The sequence below is a fragment of the Brucella sp. IR073 genome (assembly GCF_049065735.1).
Lineage (GTDB): Bacteria > Pseudomonadota > Alphaproteobacteria > Rhizobiales > Rhizobiaceae > Paramesorhizobium.
Genome location: NZ_JBAKHD010000019.1, coordinates 1 through 18963 on the forward strand (window position 1 = coordinate 1; position 18963 = coordinate 18963).

The following is an 18963-nucleotide window of genomic DNA, read 5'->3' on the forward strand; positions in this document are numbered from 1 at the left end:
TCCGGAGCGGCGTCGATCTGGTCATACGCCTTGAACTCACCGAAATACTTCGTGATCGCTGCCGTCAGCGACGTCTTGCCGTGGTCGACGTGACCGATCGTGCCAATGTTCACATGCGGCTTCGTACGTTCAAACTTACTCTTCGCCATTTGAGCTACTCCGTAATTTTAGCCTGCTCGGGCATTTGTGGATCAAGCGGAACCGAACAGGTTACGCGAACTTCTTCTGGATTTCCTGTGCGACCGCGGTCGGAACCGGCTCATAATGGTCGAACTGCATGGTGTACTGGGCGCGTCCCTGGCTCATCGAACGCAGCGTGTTCACGTAGCCGAACATGTTGGCCAGCGGAACCATCGCGTTGACGACCGTGGCGATACCACGGGCTTCCGTGCCCGAGATCTGGCCGCGGCGGGAGTTCAGATCGCCGATCACGTCACCGACGTAATCTTCCGGCGTCACAACCTCGACCTTCATGATAGGCTCGAGGAGCTGGGCGCCAGCCTTCTGCGCACCTTCGCGGAACGCGGCGCGAGCCGCGATTTCGAAGGCCAGAACCGAGGAGTCGACATCGTGGTAAGCGCCGTCGATGAGCGTCGCCTTGACGCCAAGCATCGGGAAGCCCGCGAGCGGACCTGCGCCCATGACGCTCTCGATACCCTTCTGAACGCCCGGGATGTATTCCTTCGGAACCGATCCGCCGACGATCTTCGATTCGAAGATGAAATCGTCGCCTTCATGCGGCTCGAAGATGATCTTGACGCGGGCGAACTGGCCCGAACCGCCGGACTGCTTCTTGTGGGTGTAGTCGATTTCGGCAGCCTTGGTGATCGATTCGCGGTAGGCAACCTGCGGCTGACCAACATTCGCCTCGACCTTGAACTCGCGGCGCATACGGTCGACGATGATGTCGAGATGCAGCTCGCCCATGCCGGCGATGATGGTCTGGCCCGACTCTTCGTCCGACTTGACGCGGAAGGAAGGATCCTCGGCGGCCAGACGGTTGAGCGCGATGCCCATCTTTTCCTGGTCGGCCTTGGTCTTCGGCTCGATCGCGATCTCGATGACCGGCTCCGGGAATTCCATGCGCTCGAGGATGACAGGCTTCAGCGGATCGCAGAGCGTATCGCCGGTGGTGGTCTCCTTGAGGCCGGCCAGAGCGACGATGTCGCCAGCGAAGGCTTCTTCGATATCCTCACGGGAATTGGAGTGCATCTGCAGCATACGGCCGATGCGCTCGCGCTTGCCCTTGACGGTGTTCTCGAGCGACACGCCCTTGGTCATCTTGCCGGAATAGATGCGGCAGAAGGTCAGCGAGCCGACGAACGGGTCGTTCATGATCTTGAAGGCGAGCATGGACAGCGGCGCATCGTCGGAGGATTCACGCGTCGTCTCGGCTTCGGTCTTGGCGTCGATGCCCTTGATGGCGGGCACGTCGACCGGCGACGGCAGATAGTCCACCACACCGTCGAGCAGCGGCTGTACGCCCTTGTTCTTGAAGGCCGAGCCGCAGAAAACCGGATGGAATTCGACGTTGCAGGTGCCCTTGCGGATCAGCGCGCGCAGCTCGTCATTCGACGGCATGTTGCCTTCGAGATAAGCTTCCATCGCAGCTTCATCGACCTCGACAGCGGTCTCGATCAGCTTCTCGCGATATTCTTCGGCCTTTTCCTTCATGTCGGCGGGGATCTCGACGACGTCCCAGGCAGCGCCCAGCGTCTCGTCGCGCCAGATCAGCGCCTTCATCTCGATCAGGTCGATAACGCCCTTGAACTCATTCTCAGCACCGACAGGCAGCTGCATGCAGAGCGCCTTGGCGCCGAGACGGGTCTTGACCATCTCCACCGAGCGGTAGAAATCGGCGCCGATCTTGTCCATCTTGTTGACGAAGATCATGCGCGGGACATGATACTTCTCAGCCTGACGCCAGACGGTTTCCGTCTGCGGCTCGACGCCGGCATTGGCGTCCAGCAGCGCGATCGCGCCGTCGAGAACGCGGAGCGAACGCTCGACCTCGATGGTGAAGTCCACGTGGCCCGGGGTGTCGATGATGTTGAAGCGGCGCTTCTTGCCGTCACGGCCCTGCCAGAAGGTGGTCGTGGCAGCCGACGTGATGGTGATGCCGCGTTCCTGCTCCTGCTCCATCCAGTCCATCGTCGCGGCGCCGTCATGGACTTCGCCGATCTTGTGCGACTTGCCGGTGTAGTACAGGATGCGCTCGGTCGTCGTGGTCTTGCCAGCGTCGATATGCGCCATGATACCGAAATTACGGTAGTCTTCGATTTTATATTCGCGGGCCATGGTGGCTGCCTCTTTGAACAGGTTCGATGATTACCAGCGGTAATGCGAGAATGCGCGGTTGGCTTCCGCCATGCGATGCGTGTCTTCACGCTTCTTCACAGCCGAGCCGCGATTGTTGGCGGCATCCATGAGCTCGCCGGACAGACGGTCGACCATCGTGGTCTCGTTGCGGCCACGAGCGGCATTGATGAGCCAGCGGATGGCAAGAGCCTGACGGCGCTCCGGACGAACATCGACCGGCACCTGATAGGTGGCGCCACCGACGCGGCGGGAGCGGACTTCGACGTGCGGAGCGACATTGTCCAGCGCCTGATGGAACAGCGCGACCGGCTCCTGCTTCGTCTTGGCCTCGACGGACTCAAGCGCGCCATAGACGATCTTTTCGGCGATCGACTTCTTGCCGTGCAGCATGACGGCATTCATGAACTTGGTGATGACAAGATCGCCGAACTTCGGATCCGGGTTGATCTCACGCTTTTCTGCTCTGTGGCGACGGGACATAATTCAAGTCTTTCTAATTACATCGGGCTCAACTCGCCTTGCGGCGGCCGGTATCCCCGGAAAATTACTTCGGACGCTTCGCACCGTATTTCGAGCGGCGCTGCTTGCGGTTCTTGACACCCTGCGTATCGAGCACGCCGCGGATGATGTGGTAGCGCACGCCGGGCAGGTCCTTGACGCGGCCGCCGCGGATCATGACAACCGAGTGCTCCTGCAGGTTATGCCCCTCACCCGGGATATAGCCGATGACTTCGAAGCCATTGGTCAGACGCACCTTGGCGACTTTACGCAGCGCCGAGTTCGGCTTCTTCGGGGTCGTCGTGTAGACGCGGGTGCAAACACCACGCTTCTGCGGGTTCGCCTGGAGGGCGGGAACCTTATTGCGCTTCACCGGCGCAGTGCGCGGCTTGCGGATCAGCTGGTTTACGGTAGGCATTCAACCTTCCTCTTTTACAATCTCGTATCTCTGCCCCACAAGGGCCGTTCCACCGCCATGATCATGCACAAGATCGGGCTAAAACCGCCTTTTCAGCGGCTCGCCCGAACAAAAGCAGAGGAAGCTCATCGCTTCATGCGCACAGCAATGTTGCATGTCGGTCGTAAAACGAACCCTGTTTGAGACGAACTCCAGAGCGCGTCGCTCCGAAACAGCCAGCCTCACATCGGCTCAGATGGGCTGCTGATACGTCTTCCCCCGCTCCGCGTCAAGTCCGGAGGTTAAGAATTTAGCCGAAAAGGCCGGAAAACGTGCAGTTCAAACCCGCCGCGACAGAATATGGTCATGCGTGAGCCGGATTCAACCCATTATTTCGGTTGTAACTGCCAGTTCCTGTTTATTCTGTCATGGAAATCGGAATAGACTCACCCTCGCAACCGCCACAAAAGAAAGAATCGTCCATGGCGCCCAACGCGAATACACCGAAAGAGGTTTTCCTCATCATTGCCGATGTCTGGAAAGACAAGGACAGCGATCCCATCCTCGTGCATCTGCTCCTGACGGCCGGCGGCGAGGAAGACATCGTGACCACGGCGCTCAACATCCTCGCCGACCAGGATTACGAGGAAGCGGAAGTGACCGAGGTCGGAACCATAACCGAGGAGCCAGAGGAAGAGCCCTACAAGAGCGCCTGGAAGACGGCCCTCAGCGGAGAGGCGGCGCTGATCGAGTTCGAGGGAGACGAGTGATAGGGCGCGCAGCGCGTTGAAGATTTGACGCGTGATCGCCGGCGCACAGAGAAGAAGGCGCTGCCGATCACGCGGCGTGCAGCGTGGGAATATGCGAGACATCCACTTCCCGCTCCGCGTGCCAAGTGTCATGCGCAGCCTGCATACGCACCCAGGACTCCGCGCTTCCCCCAAACATCTTGCTGATACGAACCGCCATAGCGGGCGTGAGCGGGCGGCGCTCATCGAGGATGTCATAGAGCTGCTGCCGGGAAATTCCGAGCAACCGGGCGATCTCGGTCTTCGACTTTCCAACGGCGGGGATGATATCTTCACGAAGCAACTCACCCGGATGCGTCGGGCACCGGTTTGGATCACGAATGGCAGCGTACTCAGTCATTGAAGCCTCCTAGTGATATTGCTCGAAATCGATATGGCAGGCGTGGCCATCTTCGAACTCGAATGTAATGCACCATGGCCTATTTACATGGACGGTATAGCGAACCGGGTTGAAGCCTTTCAAAGCGTGGAACTCGAAACCAGGAACATTCATATCTTCCGGCTGTTGGGCTATATTCAGCGCATCAAGACGGCGAAGGATGCGGCGATGCATCTTGGCATCGATTTTCGCCGTCCGGCCTTTGCTCCAGAGTTCTTCGAGCGCCTTACTTCTGAAAGACCTGATTATTGACGTAAGGTAGCGCTTTACATGTAGCTGTCAAGCGTTGCTTTACATTCGACCCGAACCAACCAGCCGCAGCAAAGGCTGACACGGCCTTTCATCTCCTCCGTCCCTTATCAAGGCGCGAGTTTCTTCGCTAACCGCACGCCCGGTCCGCTGCCATTATCCGGGATGAACTGCCAGCGCCCTCTAAAACGCTGCGCAGATGATCAACAGTTGTCTGCTTCAGCTCCTCTCCACGCTCGAACCGGACAATCGTGTTGGTCGAGACTTCGGCCAGCTTTGCTAGCTCCAGCATTCCCAAGCGAAGCGCAGCGCGGGCCATTCGGCACTGCACAGGCAGCATCGCTTTTTCAATGCCCGTTAGAGCCGTCGGACGATTGTTCGAAGTTTAGTCCCAATTCCACCAAACGTCGTACTGCCTCCGATCTAGTAGGAAGATCGGATTGGCTGCGACGCCAGCCATCGATCCTTGCCAGCAGTTCAGCCGACAGGCGCAACTCAAAGCGTTCCGTTTTTAACTCGGGGGTATTTGATGGGTTTGATAATGGGCTATTCCGTAATGTACGGTATGTACGTAAACTAGATTTGTCGATTTGCGACCGAGCAGAGTGCGCCGACACTCCGCCCGGCCTGACCACAATCAAGCTGTTTAGGAGCTCAGATCATGGTTGATTCTGACAATAACACGACTTTGCCCTCCGTCACGCGTCGGATGTTGCTGACGGGCACGATGGCGACCGCGGCGATGTTGTCGGTTGAACATGGCGCGGACGCAACCGAGGCGCTGGCGGCTAATGCCGCTCCCGACCCAGCGATGGAACTCTGGCGCGCGTGAAAGACCGTCTGTCTCGACACCGCCGCTTTGTGCGAGAAGCAGCAGCGTCTCGAGACTCAACTGGTCCAAACCATCGGCTTTCCGCATGCGAAGGTCTATCTGCCGGATGAAGATGCGACCTTCTCAATCTGGTGGCAGGGCAATATCGGGGATTATTTCGGACCCGACCCCGCCTTCCGATATCCGCGTCGAGGCCGAGGCTGAACTTGCCGCCCATTGGGCTCGCTGGGACGCCGAGGATGAACGCATCGGCTATCCGCCGCCAGGCAAGCGGAGCGGATTGCCGCTACCCGAGAGCAGGGACTGCTGGACGCCCTGACGGCCACGCCCGCCACGACACTGCAGGCGTAGCGGGCAAGCTCGATGCTGCCTTGCGCGAGGGCGAATATTTCGAGGACTGCACGGACTTTCCCTGGCCGCTGATACGCTCGGCGCTGGGTGACATTCTCCGTATCGTGCGGAATGGGGTGGTGGCGGTTGCCACCTGATCAACGCCAATAAAAAAGCCGCCCGGAGGCGGCTTTTTTGGGTTTTTTACTCGGCTGCCTTGCCGGTCATGTCGGTCAGCATGGCGCTGGCCGTCTCGGCGCCGCTCGATTTGCGGCGCTCGTCGATGATCAGCTCGTCGCGCGCGGTGGCGATGCGACGGATCTGGGCGACCTGGCCGCCGGTGCCGGCGGGGATCAGGCGGCCGACGATAACGTTTTCCTTCAGGCCCTGCAGCGTATCGACCTTGCCGGCGACGGCCGCCTCGGTGAGGACACGGGTCGTCTCCTGGAACGACGCGGCGGAGATGAAGGACGGCGTCTGCAGCGAGGCCTTGGTGATGCCGAGCAGCACCGGGTTGCCCGAAGCAGGCTGCTTGCCTTCCTCGACCAGCTTCTCGTTGATCTCGTCGAGCTCGATGCGGTCGACATGATCGCCGACGATGTAGCCGGAGTCACCCGACTCGGTGATCTCGACCTTCTGCAGCATCTGGCGAACGATCACCTCGATGTGCTTGTCGTTGATCAACACGCCCTGCAAGCGATAGACTTCCTGGATCTCGTTGACGAGGTAGGAAGCCAGCGCCTCCACGCCCTTGATCGCCAGAATGTCATGCGGCGCCGGGTTGCCGTCGAGGATGTAGTCGCCCTTCTCGATGGCGTCGCCATCCTGCAGATGGAACGGCTTGCCCTTCGGGATCAGGTACTCCACCGGCTCGATCGTGTCGTCGTTCGGCTCGATGATGATGCGGCGCTTGTTCTTGTAGTCGCGGCCGAACCGCACCGTGCCGTCGATCTCGGCGATGATGGCGTGATCCTTCGGACGGCGTGCCTCGAACAGTTCCGCCACGCGCGGCAGACCGCCCGTGATGTCCTTGGTCTTGGCGCTTTCCATCGGCAGACGGGCGATGACGTCGCCGGCCTTCACATGCGCGCCCGGCTCGACGGAGAGAATGGTCTCCACGGAGAGCTGGAAGCGGGCATCGCCGCCCTTGGAAAGCTTCGCGACCTTGCCGTTCTTGTCCTTGATGACAAGGGCGGGCTTCAGGTCGGAGCCACGCGGGGTCGAACGCCAGTCGATAACGACGCGCTTGGTGATGCCGGTCGATTCATCGGTCGTTTCCTGCACGGACAGGCCGTCGACCATGTCCTCGAACTCGACGATACCCTCGACTTCCGTCATGATCGGACGGGTGTACGGATCCCACTCGGCGATGCGCTGGCCGCGCTTCACCGTGTCGCCCTCATCCACGAACAGGCGAGAACCGTAGGTCACGCGATGGACCGCACGCTCCTTGCCGGAGGCATCGATGATGAGGATCGCCATGTTGCGGCCCATGACGACGAGATTGCCGTCGGAGTTGCGCACCACATTGCGGTTGCGGATCTGCACCGTGCCCTCATAGCTCGCTTCGAGATAGGAGGAGTCCACCACCTGCGCCGTGCCACCAAGGTGGAAGGTACGCATGGTGAGCTGGGTGCCCGGCTCGCCGATCGACTGCGCCGCGATGACGCCCACGGCCTCGCCCTGGTTGACGGGGGTACCACGCGCCAGGTCACGGCCATAGCACTTGGCGCAGACGCCCGAGCGGGTTTCGCAGGTCAGCGCCGAGCGGATGCGGATCGTCTGGATACCAGCCTTCTCGATGATATCGACGTCACGCTCCTCGATCATGCGGCCCGCCTCAACGATGATCTCGCCCGTCGTCGGGTGCAGGATATCGTCAAGCGCGGTACGTCCGAGGACGCGCTGGCCGAGCGAAGCGACGATCTGGCCGGCATCGACGATCGGCTGGATGGTGAGGCCCTTCTCGGTGCCGCAATCCACTTCCGAGATGATGGCATCCTGCGCCACGTCGACGAGACGGCGGGTCAGGTAGCCGGAGTTCGCGGTCTTCAAGGCGGTGTCCGCCAGACCCTTACGGGCGCCGTGGGTCGAGTTGAAGTACTCGTTCACGGTCAGGCCTTCCTTGAAGTTCGAGATGATCGGCGTCTCGATGATCTCGCCCGACGGCTTGGCCATTAGGCCGCGCATACCGCCCAGCTGGCGCATCTGGTTCACCGAACCGCGGGCGCCGGAGTGCGACATCATGTAGATCGAGTTCATCTGCTTCTGGCGGCCCGTCTCGGGGTCGAATTCGACCGCCTTGATGCGCGCCATCATTTCCTCGGTCACCTTCTCGGTGGCCTTGCCCCAGGCGTCCACGACCTTGTTGTACTTCTCGCCCTGGGTGATCAGACCGTCATTGTACTGCTGCTCGTATTCCTTGGCGAGCGCCTCGGTTTCGGCAACGATGCGGGCCTTGGCATCCGGGATAACCATGTCGTCCTTGCCGAACGAAATGCCGGCGCGGCAGGCATGAGCGAAGCCCAACTGCATGATGCGGTCGCAGAAGATAACCGTCTCTTTCTGGCCGCAATGGCGGTAGACGAGGTCGATCATCTTGGAGATGTTTTTCTTCGTCATCTCCTGATTGCAGATGTCGAAGGGCACGTTCGGGTTGCGCGGCAGAAGCTCGCCGATGAGCATCCGGCCCGGCGTCGTGTCATAGATCTTCGACACCGGCTTGCCCTCGGCATCGACGGTCTTGAAGCGGCCCTTGATCTTGGTGTGCAGCGTCACCGCCTTGCTTTCGATGGCGTGCAGAAGCTCGCCCATATCGGCAAAGGCCATGCCCTGCCCCGGCTCGTTCTCCGCCATGATCGACAGATAATAAAGGCCGAGAACCATGTCCTGCGACGGCACGATGATCGGCAGGCCGTTGGCCGGGTGCAGGATGTTGTTGGTCGACATCATCAGCACACGGGCTTCGAGCTGCGCTTCCAGCGACAGCGGCACGTGAACGGCCATCTGGTCGCCGTCGAAGTCGGCATTGAAGGCCGTGCAGACGAGCGGATGCAGCTGGATCGCCTTGCCTTCGATCAGGATGGGCTCGAAAGCCTGGATGCCGAGGCGGTGCAGCGTCGGTGCGCGGTTGAGCAGCACCGGATGCTCGCGGATGACCTCGTCGAGGATATCCCAGACCTCAGGCTTCTCCTTCTCGACCAGCTTCTTCGCCTGCTTGACGGTCGAGGAGTAACCCTTGGCGTCGAGGCGGGCGTAGATGAAGGGCTTGAACAGCTCGAGCGCCATCTTCTTCGGCAGGCCGCACTGGTGCAGCTTCAGCTCGGGGCCGGTCACGATAACCGAACGGCCGGAATAGTCAACGCGCTTGCCGAGCAGGTTCTGGCGGAAGCGGCCCTGCTTGCCCTTGAGCATATCGGAGAGCGACTTCAGCGGACGCTTGTTGGCGCCGGTGATGACGCGGCCGCGGCGGCCATTGTCGAACAGCGCATCGACCGCTTCCTGAAGCATGCGCTTCTCGTTGCGGATGATGATGCCGGGCGCGCGCAGTTCGATGAGGCGCTTCAAGCGGTTGTTACGGTTGATGACGCGGCGATAGAGATCGTTCAGGTCCGACGTCGCGAAACGGCCGCCATCGAGCGGCACGAGCGGGCGCAGATCCGGCGGGATGACCGGAACGATCTTCATGATCATCCACTCCGGGCGGTTGCCGGATTCGAGGAAGTTCTCGACGATCTTGAGCCGCTTCATCAGCTTCTTCTGCTTGAGCTCGGACGTGGTGTCCGCAAGCTCCGCGCGCAGGTCGCCGGCGATCTTCTCAAGGTCCATCGAGGCCAGAAGCTCATAGATGGCTTCCGCGCCGATGAGCGCCGTGAACTGGTCCTCGCCGAACTCGTCGACGGCCATCAGATATTCCTCTTCCGAAAGGAGCTGATGCTCCTTCAGCGAGGTGAGGCCCGGCTCGGTGACGATATAGTTCTCGAAGTAGAGGACGCGCTCGATATCCTTCAGCGTCATGTCGAGCAGCGTGCCGATGCGGCTCGGCAGCGACTTCAGGAACCAGATATGGGCGACGGGGGCAGCGAGCTCGATATGGCCCATGCGCTCGCGGCGCACGCGCGACAGCGTGACTTCCACGCCGCACTTTTCGCAGATAATACCCTTATATTTCATGCGCTTGTACTTGCCGCACAAGCATTCATAGTCCTTGATCGGGCCGAAGATGCGCGCGCAGAAGAGACCGTCGCGTTCGGGCTTGAACGTGCGATAGTTGATCGTCTCCGGCTTCTTGATCTCACCGTAGGACCAGGAGAGAATCTTCTCTGGCGACGCGATCGAAATCCGGATGGAATCGAAGGTCTGCGCCGGAGCCTGCGGATTGAAAAGATTCATGACCTCTTGGTTCATGCCGTTCTCCTTATCGGGGTCCTTCGTAACCCCCGTTTGAATTCCGTGACGCCCTCGCTGCGCTCGGAAGGGGAGTAAGAGAATAGGGGAGTAAGGGAATATGTCCTCAAAAACATACTCCCATACTCCCTTACTCCCCTACTCCATCTCTCATAAGCCAAAGGGCCAAGCGAGGGGCAGCAACGCCCCTCACCTCTTCATCCTCATTCCGCCGCGTCGGGCAGCGCGTCCTGCTGCGGCGCGGGCAGTTCGCGGGTGTTGTCGAGCTCGACATTGAGGCCCAGCGAGCGCATTTCCTTGACGAGAACGTTGAAGCTCTCGGGGATGCCCGCCTCGAACGTGTCGTCGCCGCGCACGATGGCCTCGTAGACCTTGGTTCTGCCCGCCACGTCGTCCGACTTGATGGTGAGCATTTCCTGCAAGGTGTAGGCCGCGCCATAAGCCTCGAGCGCCCAGACCTCCATTTCGCCGAAGCGCTGACCGCCGAACTGCGCCTTGCCGCCCAGCGGCTGCTGGGTGACGAGCGAGTAAGGTCCGATCGAACGGGCGTGGATCTTGTCGTCGACCAGGTGGTGGAGCTTCAGCATATAGATGTAGCCCACGGTCACCTTGCGGTCGAACGGCTCGCCGGTACGCCCGTCATAGAGCGTGACCTGACCCGAAGTCGCCAGACCCGCATCTTCCAGCATCGCATTGATGTCGGATTCATGCGCGCCGTCGAAGACGGGGGTGGCAATCGACACGCCGCGCTTCATCTGGTCGGCCAGGCGCACGATGCTCTCATCGTCGTACTCACGAACCGGCTCGTTGCGGTCGTTGTCCGGGATGATGTGCTCGATCGTCTGGCGCAGCGGCTTCACGTCGCCGGAAGCGCGATAGGCCTCGAGCAGCTCGCCGATCTTCTTGCCCATGCCCGCACAGGCCCAGCCAAGATGCGTTTCGAGGATCTGACCGACATTCATGCGGCTCGGCACGCCGAGCGGGTTCAGCACGATATCGGCATGGGTTCCGTCCTCAAGGAACGGCATATCCTCGACCGGCACGATGCGCGACACGACACCCTTGTTGCCGTGACGGCCGGCCATCTTGTCGCCCGGCTGGATCTTGCGCTTCACGGCAACGAAGACCTTGACCATCTTCATGACGCCGGGAGGCATCTCGTCGCCGCGCTGCACCTTCTCGACCTTATCCATGAAGCGCTGCTCGAGCAGCTTCTTGGAGTCGTCATACTGGTTGCGCAGCGCTTCGATCTCGCTCTGCTGCTTCTCGTCCTCGACGGCGAACTGCCACCATTGCGAACGCGGATATTCGCTCAGGACCTCGCGGGTGACCGTCGTGCCCTTCTTGAAGCCCTTGGGGCCCGCAATGGCAGCCTTGCCGTCAAGCACGTCGGCCAGACGGGTGTAGGTGTTGCGGTCGAGGATCGCCTGCTCGTCGTCACGGTCCTTGGCGAGACGCTCGATCTCCTCGCGCTCGATGGCCATGGCGCGCTCATCCTTCTCCACGCCGTGGCGGTTGAAGACGCGCACTTCGACGACCGTGCCGTAGGTCCCGGGGGGCATACGCATGGAGGTGTCACGGACGTCAGACGCCTTCTCGCCGAAGATGGCGCGCAGAAGCTTCTCTTCCGGCGTCATCGGGCTTTCGCCCTTCGGCGTGATCTTGCCGACGAGAATGTCGCCCGGATGCACTTCGGCGCCGATATAGACGATGCCGGCTTCGTCGAGGTTCTTCAGCGCTTCTTCCGAAACGTTCGGAATATCGCGCGTGATTTCCTCAGGTCCAAGCTTGGTATCGCGGGCGGCGACTTCGAATTCCTCGATATGGATCGAGGTGAAGACGTCATCCGACACGATCTTCTCGGACAGAAGGATCGAGTCCTCGTAGTTGTAGCCATTCCACGGCATGAACGCGACGAGCACGTTGCGGCCGAGCGCCAGATCGCCCAGATCCGTCGAAGGACCATCGGCGATGATGTCGCCCTTCTGGATGCGGTCGCCGACGCGAACCAGCGGACGCTGGTTGATGCAGGTGTTCTGGTTCGAACGCTGGAACTTCTGCAGCCGGTAGATATCGACGCCGGACTTGGCCGGATCGAGATCTTCCGTCGCGCGGATGACGATACGGGTCGCATCGACCTGATCGACAATGCCCGTGCGGCGGGCGGCAATCGCAGCGCCGGAGTCGCGGGCCACGATCGGCTCCATGCCGGTACCGACGAACGGCGCCTCGGCGCGCACCAGCGGCACGGCCTGACGCTGCATGTTCGAGCCCATGAGCGCGCGGTTGGCGTCGTCGTTCTCGAGGAACGGGATGAGCGCCGCGGCGACGGACACGAGCTGCTTCGGCGACACGTCCATCAGGTCCACGTTTTCACGCGGCGCCATCATGACTTCGCCGGCATGGCGGCAAACGACGAACTCGTCGGTAAAGCTGCCATCGGGCCCGAGCACGGCGTTGGCCTGGGCAACATAGTGCTTGGCTTCTTCCATAGCCGAGAGATAGACAACCTCGGAGGTCACCTTGCCGTCAACGATCTTGCGGTACGGGCTTTCGATGAAGCCGTATTTGTTGACGCGCGCGAAGGTGGCGAGCGAGTTGATGAGACCGATGTTCGGGCCTTCCGGCGTCTCGATCGGGCAGATACGGCCATAATGCGTCGGGTGCACGTCGCGCACCTCGAAGCCGGCGCGCTCGCGGGTCAGACCGCCGGGTCCAAGAGCCGACAGGCGGCGCTTGTGAGTGATTTCCGACAGCGGGTTGGTCTGGTCCATGAACTGCGAGAGCTGCGAGGAGCCGAAGAACTCGCGCACGGCGGCAGCCGCCGGCTTGGCGTTGATCAAGTCCTGCGGCATGACGGTGTCGATCTCGATCGACGACATGCGCTCCTTGATCGCGCGCTCCATGCGCAGCAGGCCGACGCGGTACTGGTTTTCCATCAATTCGCCGACCGAACGCACACGGCGGTTGCCGAGATTGTCGATGTCGTCGATCTCGCCCTTGCCGTCACGCAGCTCGACGAGCGTCTTGACGACCGCGATGATGTCTTCCTTGCGCAGCACGCGGACGGTGTCCTCGGCGTCGAGGTCGAGACGCATGTTCATCTTGACGCGGCCGACCGCGGAGAGGTCGTAGCGCTCAGCATCGAAGAACAGCGAATGGAACATGGCTTCCGCCGTGTCCATCGTGGGCGGCTCGCCCGGACGCATGACGCGGTAAATGTCGAACAGCGCGTCCTGGCGGCTCTCGTTCTTGTCGGCGGCAAGCGTGTTGCGGATGTAAGCGCCGACATTGACATGGTCGATGTCGAGCACCTTGATCTCGTCCACGCCCGTGTCGAGCAGGATTTTCAGCGTCTTCTCGTCCAGTTCGTCACCGGCTTCGAGGAAGATTTCGCCCGTCTCGTAATTGACGATATCCTCGGCCAGATAGCTGCCGAAGAGGTCGTCCTCGGTCGCCTTGATCGCCTTCAGGCCCTTTTCGGCGAGCTGGCGGGCGGCGCGCGCCGTCAGCTTCTTGCCGGCCTCGAGCACAACCTCGCCCGTATCGGCATCGATGAGGTCGGTCAGGACCTTCATGCCCTTGAAACGGTCGACGGAGAACGGGATGCGCCAATTGTCGCCGTCGCGCGTGTAGACGACCTGGTTATAGAAGGTCGAGAGGATCTCCTCGCCATCCATGCCCAGCGCCATCAGGAGCGACGTCACAGGGATCTTGCGGCGGCGGTCGATACGCGCGTAGACGATGTCCTTGGCGTCGAACTCGATGTCCAGCCAGGAACCGCGATAGGGGATGACGCGGGCGGCGAACAGCAGCTTGCCCGAGGAGTGCGACTTGCCTTTGTCATGGTCGAAGAAGACGCCCGGCGAACGGTGCATCTGCGAGACGATGACGCGCTCGGTGCCGTTGACGATGAAGGTGCCGTTGTCGGTCATGAGCGGCATGTCGCCCATGTAGACATCCTGCTCCTTGATGTCCTTGATCGACTTGGCGCCCGTATCCTCGTCGATATCGAACACGATAAGGCGCAGCGTCACCTTCAGCGGCGCGGCATAGGTCAGGTCGCGCTGGCGGCACTCATCAACGTCGAATTTCGGCGCATCGAACTCATATTTGACGAATTCGAGCATGGAGGCGCCGGAAAAGTCTCCAATCGGAAAGACCGACTTGAAAACCGCCTGCAAGCCTTCGTCCGGACGCCCGCCTTCAGGCTCCTCGACCATGAGGAACTGGTCGTAGGACGCCTTCTGAACCTCGATCAGGTTCGGCATCTCCGCGACTTCGGGAATCTTGCCAAAAAACTTGCGTACGCGCTTACGACCGTTAAAAGAGTGGGTCTGAGCCATCGTCGCTCCTCGTTCTATCGCCTTGCGGCTGTTTCGTGCCTTGCGGCCTCTGGTCATCTAAACGGGACAAAACCCGTTTCCTGACAGCCCCCGAACTGTCAGGAAAAGGGTTCAGCACCACTTCTCTTCCCGCCTTTTGCCCAGTTTTAACCCCGGAAAGACCATATTTCCGGTGCCTAAACAGGCGGAAACCGGCGGATGGAAAGCCCATCCGCCGAATTTTTTCGCCGAACTTACTTGAGTTCGACCTTGGCGCCAGCGCCTTCGAGCTGGGCCTTGATCTTCTCGGCTTCGTCCTTCGACACGCCTTCCTTGACCGGCTTCGGAGCGCCTTCGACGAGGTCCTTGGCTTCCTTGAGGCCGAGGCCGGTGATGGCGCGGACTTCCTTGATCACGTTGATCTTCTGAGCGCCGCCATCGGCGAGGATGACGTCGAACTCGGTCTTCTCTTCAACCGGAGCAGCGGCAGCCCCACCGCCGGCAGCAGCGGCAACGGCAACCGGAGCAGCGGCCGAAACGCCCCACTTCTCTTCGAGAAGCTTGGACAGCTCAGCGGCTTCCAGGACGGTCAGGTTGGACAGGTCTTCAACGATCTTTGCGAGATCAGCCATTTTAGATTTCCTTTACGAGGTTTGAACTTAAAGAGCAGCGAGAAACGGCCTTACGCCGCCTCGTTCTTCCGGGCATAGGCACCGATAACGCGGGCGATCTGGCCCGCCGGCGCGCTGGTGAGCACTGCGAGACGCTGAGCCGGGGTCTGGATCATACCAACCAGCTTTGCGCGCAGTTCGTCGAGCGACGGCAGCGAGGCAAGCGACTTGACGCCATCGGCGTTCAGCGTCGTGGACCCCATTGCACCGCCGAGGATGACGAGCTTGTCGTTACCCTTGGCGAACTCGACGGCCACCTTCGGAGCCGTAATCGGATCGGTCGAATAGGCAACGAGCGTCTGTCCGGTGAACAGATCAGCCATGCCTTCCGATTCCGTGCCCTGAAGAGCGATCTTGGCAAGGCGGTTTTTCGCGACTTTAACGGTGCCACCGGCAGCGCGCATTTTGGAACGAAGATCGTTCATCTGCGCCACGGTGAGACCGGAATAGTGGGCCACGACGACCGAACCGGACTCCTTGAAGACCCCGTTCAGCCACGCGACGAATTCGCGCTTTTCCGCTTTTTCCACTGTCTCTCTCCAGTTGACGGGACCGCATCATGCGTCCCCGCCGGTTTGCCTTTGTCGAACGGGTTTTCCAAAAGGACCACCCGAACGACGCTCGAGGATCCTGCCCCCTTTCGCCTCCCACCGCGAACGGCGGGGCGGACCAAAGGCAACTACGGTTCAAACCTCATCCATCGGGGAGACCCCGGAGAATTCGGTCATTCCACGTCTCATGCAGGCTTTGAATATTAAGGCAAGCCGCCTGCAATCTCGGACAGGACAACCGGGGTTTCCCCCGGCGATCCGGGCCCTGATTGCTCAAGGCCCGGAATTCTTTCCGACTTTCAAGATCTTACACTTGAAAGCCAAATCTACTTATCAGGTGACCTTGACGGTCGACGGGTCGACCTTCACGCCGACACCCATGGTGGACGAAATCGCCACGCGCTTCAGGTACTCACCCTTCGCACCGGCAGGCTTCGCCTTGAGAACCGCATCGGCGAACGCCTTGATGTTCTCTTCCAGGGCCTTGGGGTCGAAAGAGGCCTTGCCGACGCCGGCATGGATGATACCGGCCTTCTCGACGCGGAACTCGACAGCGCCGCCCTTCGAAGCCTTGACCGCACCGGCGACATCGACGGTGACGGTGCCGACCTTCGGGTTCGGCATCATGCCGCGGGGGCCGAGCACCTTACCCAGACGGCCGACGAGCGGCATCATGTCCGGGGTGGCGATGCAGCGGTCGAAATCGATCGTGCCGCCATTGACGATCTCGACGAGATCCTCGGCGCCGACGATATCGGCTCCGGCCTTCTTGGCTTCCTCAGCCTTGTCGCCACGGGCGAACACGGCGACGCGCACATCGCGGCCCGTGCCGTTCGGCAGGTTAACGACGCCGCGAACCATCTGGTCCGCGTGGCGGGGATCGACGCCCAGATTCAGCGCGACTTCGATGGTTTCATCGAACTTGGCGGTGGCGCGCTCCTTGACGAGGCCGATGGCCGACGTCAGGTCATAGAGCTTGTTGCGGTCGACGCCTTCACGCAGCTTGGCAATACGCTTTGCAATCTTCGCCATCGTCTCAGCCCACCACTTCCAGGCCCATCGAACGGGCGGAACCTTCGACCATGCGCATGGCAGCTTCAACGTCAGCCGCGTTCAGGTCCTTCAACTTCTTCTCGGCGATCTCGCGCACCTTGTCGCGGCTGATCGTTCCGGCGGACACCTTGCCTGGCTCCTTCGAACCAGACTTGAGGTTCGCGGCCTTTTTCAGGAAATAAGACACAGGAGGCGTCTTCATCACAAAAGTGAAAGACTTGTCCTGATAATAGGTGATCACGACGGGAACGGGCGAGCCCTTTTCCATATCCTGCGAGGCGGCATTGAACGCCTTGCAGAACTCCATGATGTTAATGCCACGCTGACCGAGCGCGGGACCGATCGGGGGCGAAGGATTCGCCGCCCCAGCAGCCACCTGCAGCTTCAGCTGGCCTGCAACTTTCTTAGCCATGAGCTTCTGCCTTCATTTACAAGCCGGAAAACCGGCACTTCTCAATTTCGCCGGATTATCCGGCATTGTGAACGTCGCCGGAGACCGGCGGGCAGTTCGGTGGTTCGGTTCAATGGCCGGCTAAAGCCACCTCCCCTCCCACCTTCGGCATGGCTCCTTTAATCGGAACCCGCCTTCGCCGCTTGCGCGGCAACGATCCTGACGGACCGTATTCCTTCTGCATGACGTTACTCGAAAAGCCCTAGACTTTTCAGGATCATGCAATGGTCAGAGCTTCTCCACCTGACCGAATTCGAGATCGACAGGCGTCGCGCGCCCGAAGATCGAAACTTCCACCTTGAGGCGTGAACGCTCTTCGTCCACTTCCTGCACGATGCCGTTGAACGAAGCGAAGGGACCATCCGAGACACGCACCGACTCGCCGATTTCAAACGAAACGGAGGGCTTCGGACGATCGACGCCTTCCTGCACCTGCATCAGAATCTGCTCGGCCTCGCGGTCGGAAATGGGAACAGGCTTCGAATCCGAACCGAGGAAGCCCGTCACCTTCGGCGTATTCTTGATCAGATGATAGGCATCGTCAGTCAGATCGGCGCGGACAAGCACATAGCCCGGAAAAAACTTGCGCTCGGCATCGACCTTGCGACCGCGGCGCACCTCGACGACCTTCTCGGTCGGAACCAGGATTTTTTCGAAAAGATGAGAAAGACCCTTCTGGCGAGCCTTGTTCTCGATGTCCTCGGCCACCTTCTTTTCGAAATTCGAATAGGCGTGCACAATGTACCAGCGCGCAGTCATCCCGAGCTCTCCCGTATATTCGTTAGCGTCCGAGACCCAGCAACAGCTCTACGACATAGGCCATAAGCTGATCGGCGGCGAAGAAGAACGCCGCAGCCAGGAAGGCCATCACGATCACCATAATTGTGGAAATCACGGTTTCACGCCGCGTCGGCCAGGTCACCTTGGCCGTTTCGGCACGAACCTGCTGAAAGAAAGTGATCGGATTCGTTTTGGATGCCATCTGCCGCTCTAGCTATGTGTACGCATGAAGCCAGACAACCAAACATCAATCATTACCGGACTATAATTCCGCCATAATGACCGAATCGGTCAACCGCACTCATACGTATGCGGCGCGTGAGCTGCATAGACAGCTCCACGCACCGCGTGTCTGTTGACTTTACATAGAACTGATTCCAACAAAAAACAAGCCCTTCGGCTTGCCTGTTGATACAATCCCATACGAACGCTGATTTACCGCCATCCAATCGCGTGCAAACCAACTATATCAAGGCCCAGTCCGCTTCAAAAGCATGCGCTCTTTCCGGCCGAACCTGAGAAACTGGCAGGGGCAGCAGGGTTCGAACCCGCGACCTACGGTTTTGGAGACCGTCGCTCTACCAACTGAGCTATACCCCTACTTTCAACATGATCTTACCTGGAGGTCTGTACCTTTTGGGGATCATGCTCAGGGCTCATCCCAAGCCCGAGTGCCCATTAGCTCCAATCGAAAATTTCTTCAAGAGGATTTTGCGGGCAATGAGGGGCGGCAGCCTACTCAGGCCGCCGCCTTTCAAAGTCAATTATTCGACGATCTTCGACACGATGCCGGCGCCGACGGTGCGGCCGCCTTCACGGATAGCGAAGCGCAGCTTCTCTTCCATCGCGATCGGAACGATCAGGGACACGTTCATCGTCACGTTGTCGCCGGGCATCACCATCTCGGTGCCC

At 60.3% G+C, this 18963-nt stretch carries 17 protein-coding genes, 1 tRNA gene and 1 pseudogene; 3 read left to right on the forward strand and 16 right to left on the reverse strand.

The features are described 5' to 3' along the window. The 4 genes from ACOWVG_RS18980 to rpsL all read right to left on the reverse strand — a co-directional run. Positions 1–149 (reverse strand): GTP-binding protein (locus tag ACOWVG_RS18980; RefSeq protein ID WP_375677306.1); only part of this gene is annotated, 149 nt, incomplete at its 3' end. A 61-nt stretch (positions 150–210) separates the two neighbouring features. Further along, entirely contained in the window at positions 211–2298 is a 2088-nt protein-coding gene (fusA, locus tag ACOWVG_RS18985) for an elongation factor G (protein ID WP_420963944.1), read from the reverse strand. Between the two features lie 30 nt (positions 2299–2328). Beyond that, positions 2329–2799 (reverse strand): 30S ribosomal protein S7, encoded by a 471-nt coding sequence (rpsG, locus tag ACOWVG_RS18990; protein WP_420963945.1) that lies wholly within the window; start codon positions 2797–2799, stop codon positions 2329–2331. Positions 2800–2863: 64 nt separating this feature from the next. After that, a complete protein-coding gene (gene rpsL / locus ACOWVG_RS18995; protein ID WP_002964366.1) occupies positions 2864–3235 on the reverse strand; it encodes a 30S ribosomal protein S12 in 372 nt (123 codons plus the stop codon). 461 nt (positions 3236–3696) lie between these two features. On the opposite strand from rpsL, the gene ACOWVG_RS19000 reads away from it, so the two are divergent. Next, positions 3697–3984 (forward strand): hypothetical protein, encoded by a 288-nt coding sequence (locus tag ACOWVG_RS19000; RefSeq protein WP_420963946.1) that lies wholly within the window; start codon positions 3697–3699, stop codon positions 3982–3984. A gap of 67 nt (positions 3985–4051) precedes the next feature. On the opposite strand, the gene ACOWVG_RS19005 is transcribed toward ACOWVG_RS19000, so the two are convergent. Then, positions 4052–4363 (reverse strand): HigA family addiction module antitoxin, encoded by a 312-nt coding sequence (locus ACOWVG_RS19005; RefSeq protein ID WP_420963947.1) that lies wholly within the window; start codon positions 4361–4363, stop codon positions 4052–4054. Between the two features lie 9 nt (positions 4364–4372). After that, complete coding sequence (locus ACOWVG_RS19010; protein WP_420963958.1) at positions 4373–4651, reverse strand: type II toxin-antitoxin system RelE/ParE family toxin; 279 nt, start codon at positions 4649–4651, stop codon at positions 4373–4375. A gap of 661 nt (positions 4652–5312) precedes the next feature. On the opposite strand from ACOWVG_RS19010, the gene ACOWVG_RS19015 reads away from it, so the two are divergent. Both ACOWVG_RS19015 and ACOWVG_RS19020 read left to right on the forward strand, forming a co-directional pair. Beyond that, positions 5313–5483, forward strand: coding sequence for a hypothetical protein (locus tag ACOWVG_RS19015; RefSeq protein WP_420963948.1), 171 nt, complete (start codon positions 5313–5315; stop codon positions 5481–5483). Positions 5484–5722: 239 nt separating this feature from the next. Continuing rightward, the gene (locus ACOWVG_RS19020) at positions 5723–5971 is read left to right on the forward strand and encodes a hypothetical protein (RefSeq protein ID WP_420963949.1); all 249 of its coding nucleotides are present in this window, start codon (positions 5723–5725) and stop codon (positions 5969–5971) included. Positions 5972–6017: 46 nt separating this feature from the next. Here the strand turns inward: ACOWVG_RS19020 and rpoC are convergent, their stop codons facing one another. From rpoC to tuf, 10 genes and pseudogenes are all read right to left on the reverse strand, one after another. Beyond that, a complete protein-coding gene (rpoC, locus tag ACOWVG_RS19025; protein WP_420963950.1) occupies positions 6018–10220 on the reverse strand; it encodes a DNA-directed RNA polymerase subunit beta' in 4203 nt (1400 codons plus the stop codon). Positions 10221–10423: 203 nt separating this feature from the next. Then, on the reverse strand, positions 10424–14566 hold the full coding sequence (rpoB, locus tag ACOWVG_RS19030) for a DNA-directed RNA polymerase subunit beta (protein ID WP_420963951.1): 4143 nt from the start codon (positions 14564–14566) through the stop codon (positions 10424–10426). Between the two features lie 233 nt (positions 14567–14799). Continuing rightward, positions 14800–15177 carry a 50S ribosomal protein L7/L12 gene (rplL, locus tag ACOWVG_RS19035; protein WP_420963952.1) on the reverse strand — a complete coding sequence of 126 codons (378 nt, stop codon included), beginning with the start codon at positions 15175–15177 and terminating at the stop codon, positions 14800–14802. A gap of 50 nt (positions 15178–15227) precedes the next feature. After that, complete coding sequence (gene rplJ / locus ACOWVG_RS19040) at positions 15228–15746, reverse strand: 50S ribosomal protein L10 (RefSeq protein ID WP_420963953.1); 519 nt, start codon at positions 15744–15746, stop codon at positions 15228–15230. A gap of 354 nt (positions 15747–16100) precedes the next feature. Continuing rightward, positions 16101–16799, reverse strand: coding sequence for a 50S ribosomal protein L1 (gene rplA / locus ACOWVG_RS19045; RefSeq protein WP_420963954.1), 699 nt, complete (start codon positions 16797–16799; stop codon positions 16101–16103). Between the two features lie 4 nt (positions 16800–16803). Continuing rightward, positions 16804–17232, reverse strand: coding sequence for a 50S ribosomal protein L11 (rplK, locus tag ACOWVG_RS19050; protein ID WP_420963955.1), 429 nt, complete (start codon positions 17230–17232; stop codon positions 16804–16806). Between the two features lie 267 nt (positions 17233–17499). Then, positions 17500–18030, reverse strand: a complete 531-nt coding sequence (nusG, locus tag ACOWVG_RS19055) for a transcription termination/antitermination protein NusG (RefSeq protein ID WP_420963957.1) — start codon at positions 18028–18030, stop codon at positions 17500–17502. 22 nt (positions 18031–18052) lie between these two features. Beyond that, entirely contained in the window at positions 18053–18253 is a 201-nt protein-coding gene (gene secE / locus ACOWVG_RS19060; protein ID WP_110754669.1) for a preprotein translocase subunit SecE, read from the reverse strand. 322 nt (positions 18254–18575) lie between these two features. Continuing rightward, a tRNA-Trp gene (locus tag ACOWVG_RS19065) sits at positions 18576–18651 on the reverse strand. A 164-nt stretch (positions 18652–18815) separates the two neighbouring features. After that, positions 18816–18963 (reverse strand): annotated as a pseudogene (gene tuf / locus ACOWVG_RS19070) (elongation factor Tu); the annotation flags it as partial.

Bases quoted from the DNA above. Each gene is read 5' to 3' on its own strand.
- rplL (WP_420963952.1), bottom strand. From the start codon at position 15,177: ATGGCTGATCTCGCAAAGATCGTTGAAGACCTGTCCAACCTGACCGTC.
- rpoB (WP_420963951.1), bottom strand. From the start codon at position 14,566: ATGGCTCAGACCCACTCTTTTAACGGTCGTAAGCGCGTACGCAAGTTT.
- rpsG (WP_420963945.1), bottom strand. From the start codon at position 2,799: ATGTCCCGTCGCCACAGAGCAGAAAAGCGTGAGATCAACCCGGATCCG.
- rpsL (WP_002964366.1), bottom strand. From the start codon at position 3,235: ATGCCTACCGTAAACCAGCTGATCCGCAAGCCGCGCACTGCGCCGGTG.
- secE (WP_110754669.1), bottom strand. From the start codon at position 18,253: ATGGCATCCAAAACGAATCCGATCACTTTCTTTCAGCAGGTTCGTGCC.
- fusA (WP_420963944.1), bottom strand. From the start codon at position 2,298: ATGGCCCGCGAATATAAAATCGAAGACTACCGTAATTTCGGTATCATG.
- rplK (WP_420963955.1), bottom strand. From the start codon at position 17,232: ATGGCTAAGAAAGTTGCAGGCCAGCTGAAGCTGCAGGTGGCTGCTGGG.
- nusG (WP_420963957.1), bottom strand. From the start codon at position 18,030: ATGACTGCGCGCTGGTACATTGTGCACGCCTATTCGAATTTCGAAAAG.
- rpoC (WP_420963950.1), bottom strand. From the start codon at position 10,220: ATGAACCAAGAGGTCATGAATCTTTTCAATCCGCAGGCTCCGGCGCAG.
- ACOWVG_RS19005 (WP_420963947.1), bottom strand. From the start codon at position 4,363: ATGACTGAGTACGCTGCCATTCGTGATCCAAACCGGTGCCCGACGCAT.
- ACOWVG_RS19020 (WP_420963949.1), top strand. From the start codon at position 5,723: ATGAACGCATCGGCTATCCGCCGCCAGGCAAGCGGAGCGGATTGCCGC.
- ACOWVG_RS19015 (WP_420963948.1), top strand. From the start codon at position 5,313: ATGGTTGATTCTGACAATAACACGACTTTGCCCTCCGTCACGCGTCGG.
- ACOWVG_RS19000 (WP_420963946.1), top strand. From the start codon at position 3,697: ATGGCGCCCAACGCGAATACACCGAAAGAGGTTTTCCTCATCATTGCC.
- rplA (WP_420963954.1), bottom strand. From the start codon at position 16,799: ATGGCGAAGATTGCAAAGCGTATTGCCAAGCTGCGTGAAGGCGTCGAC.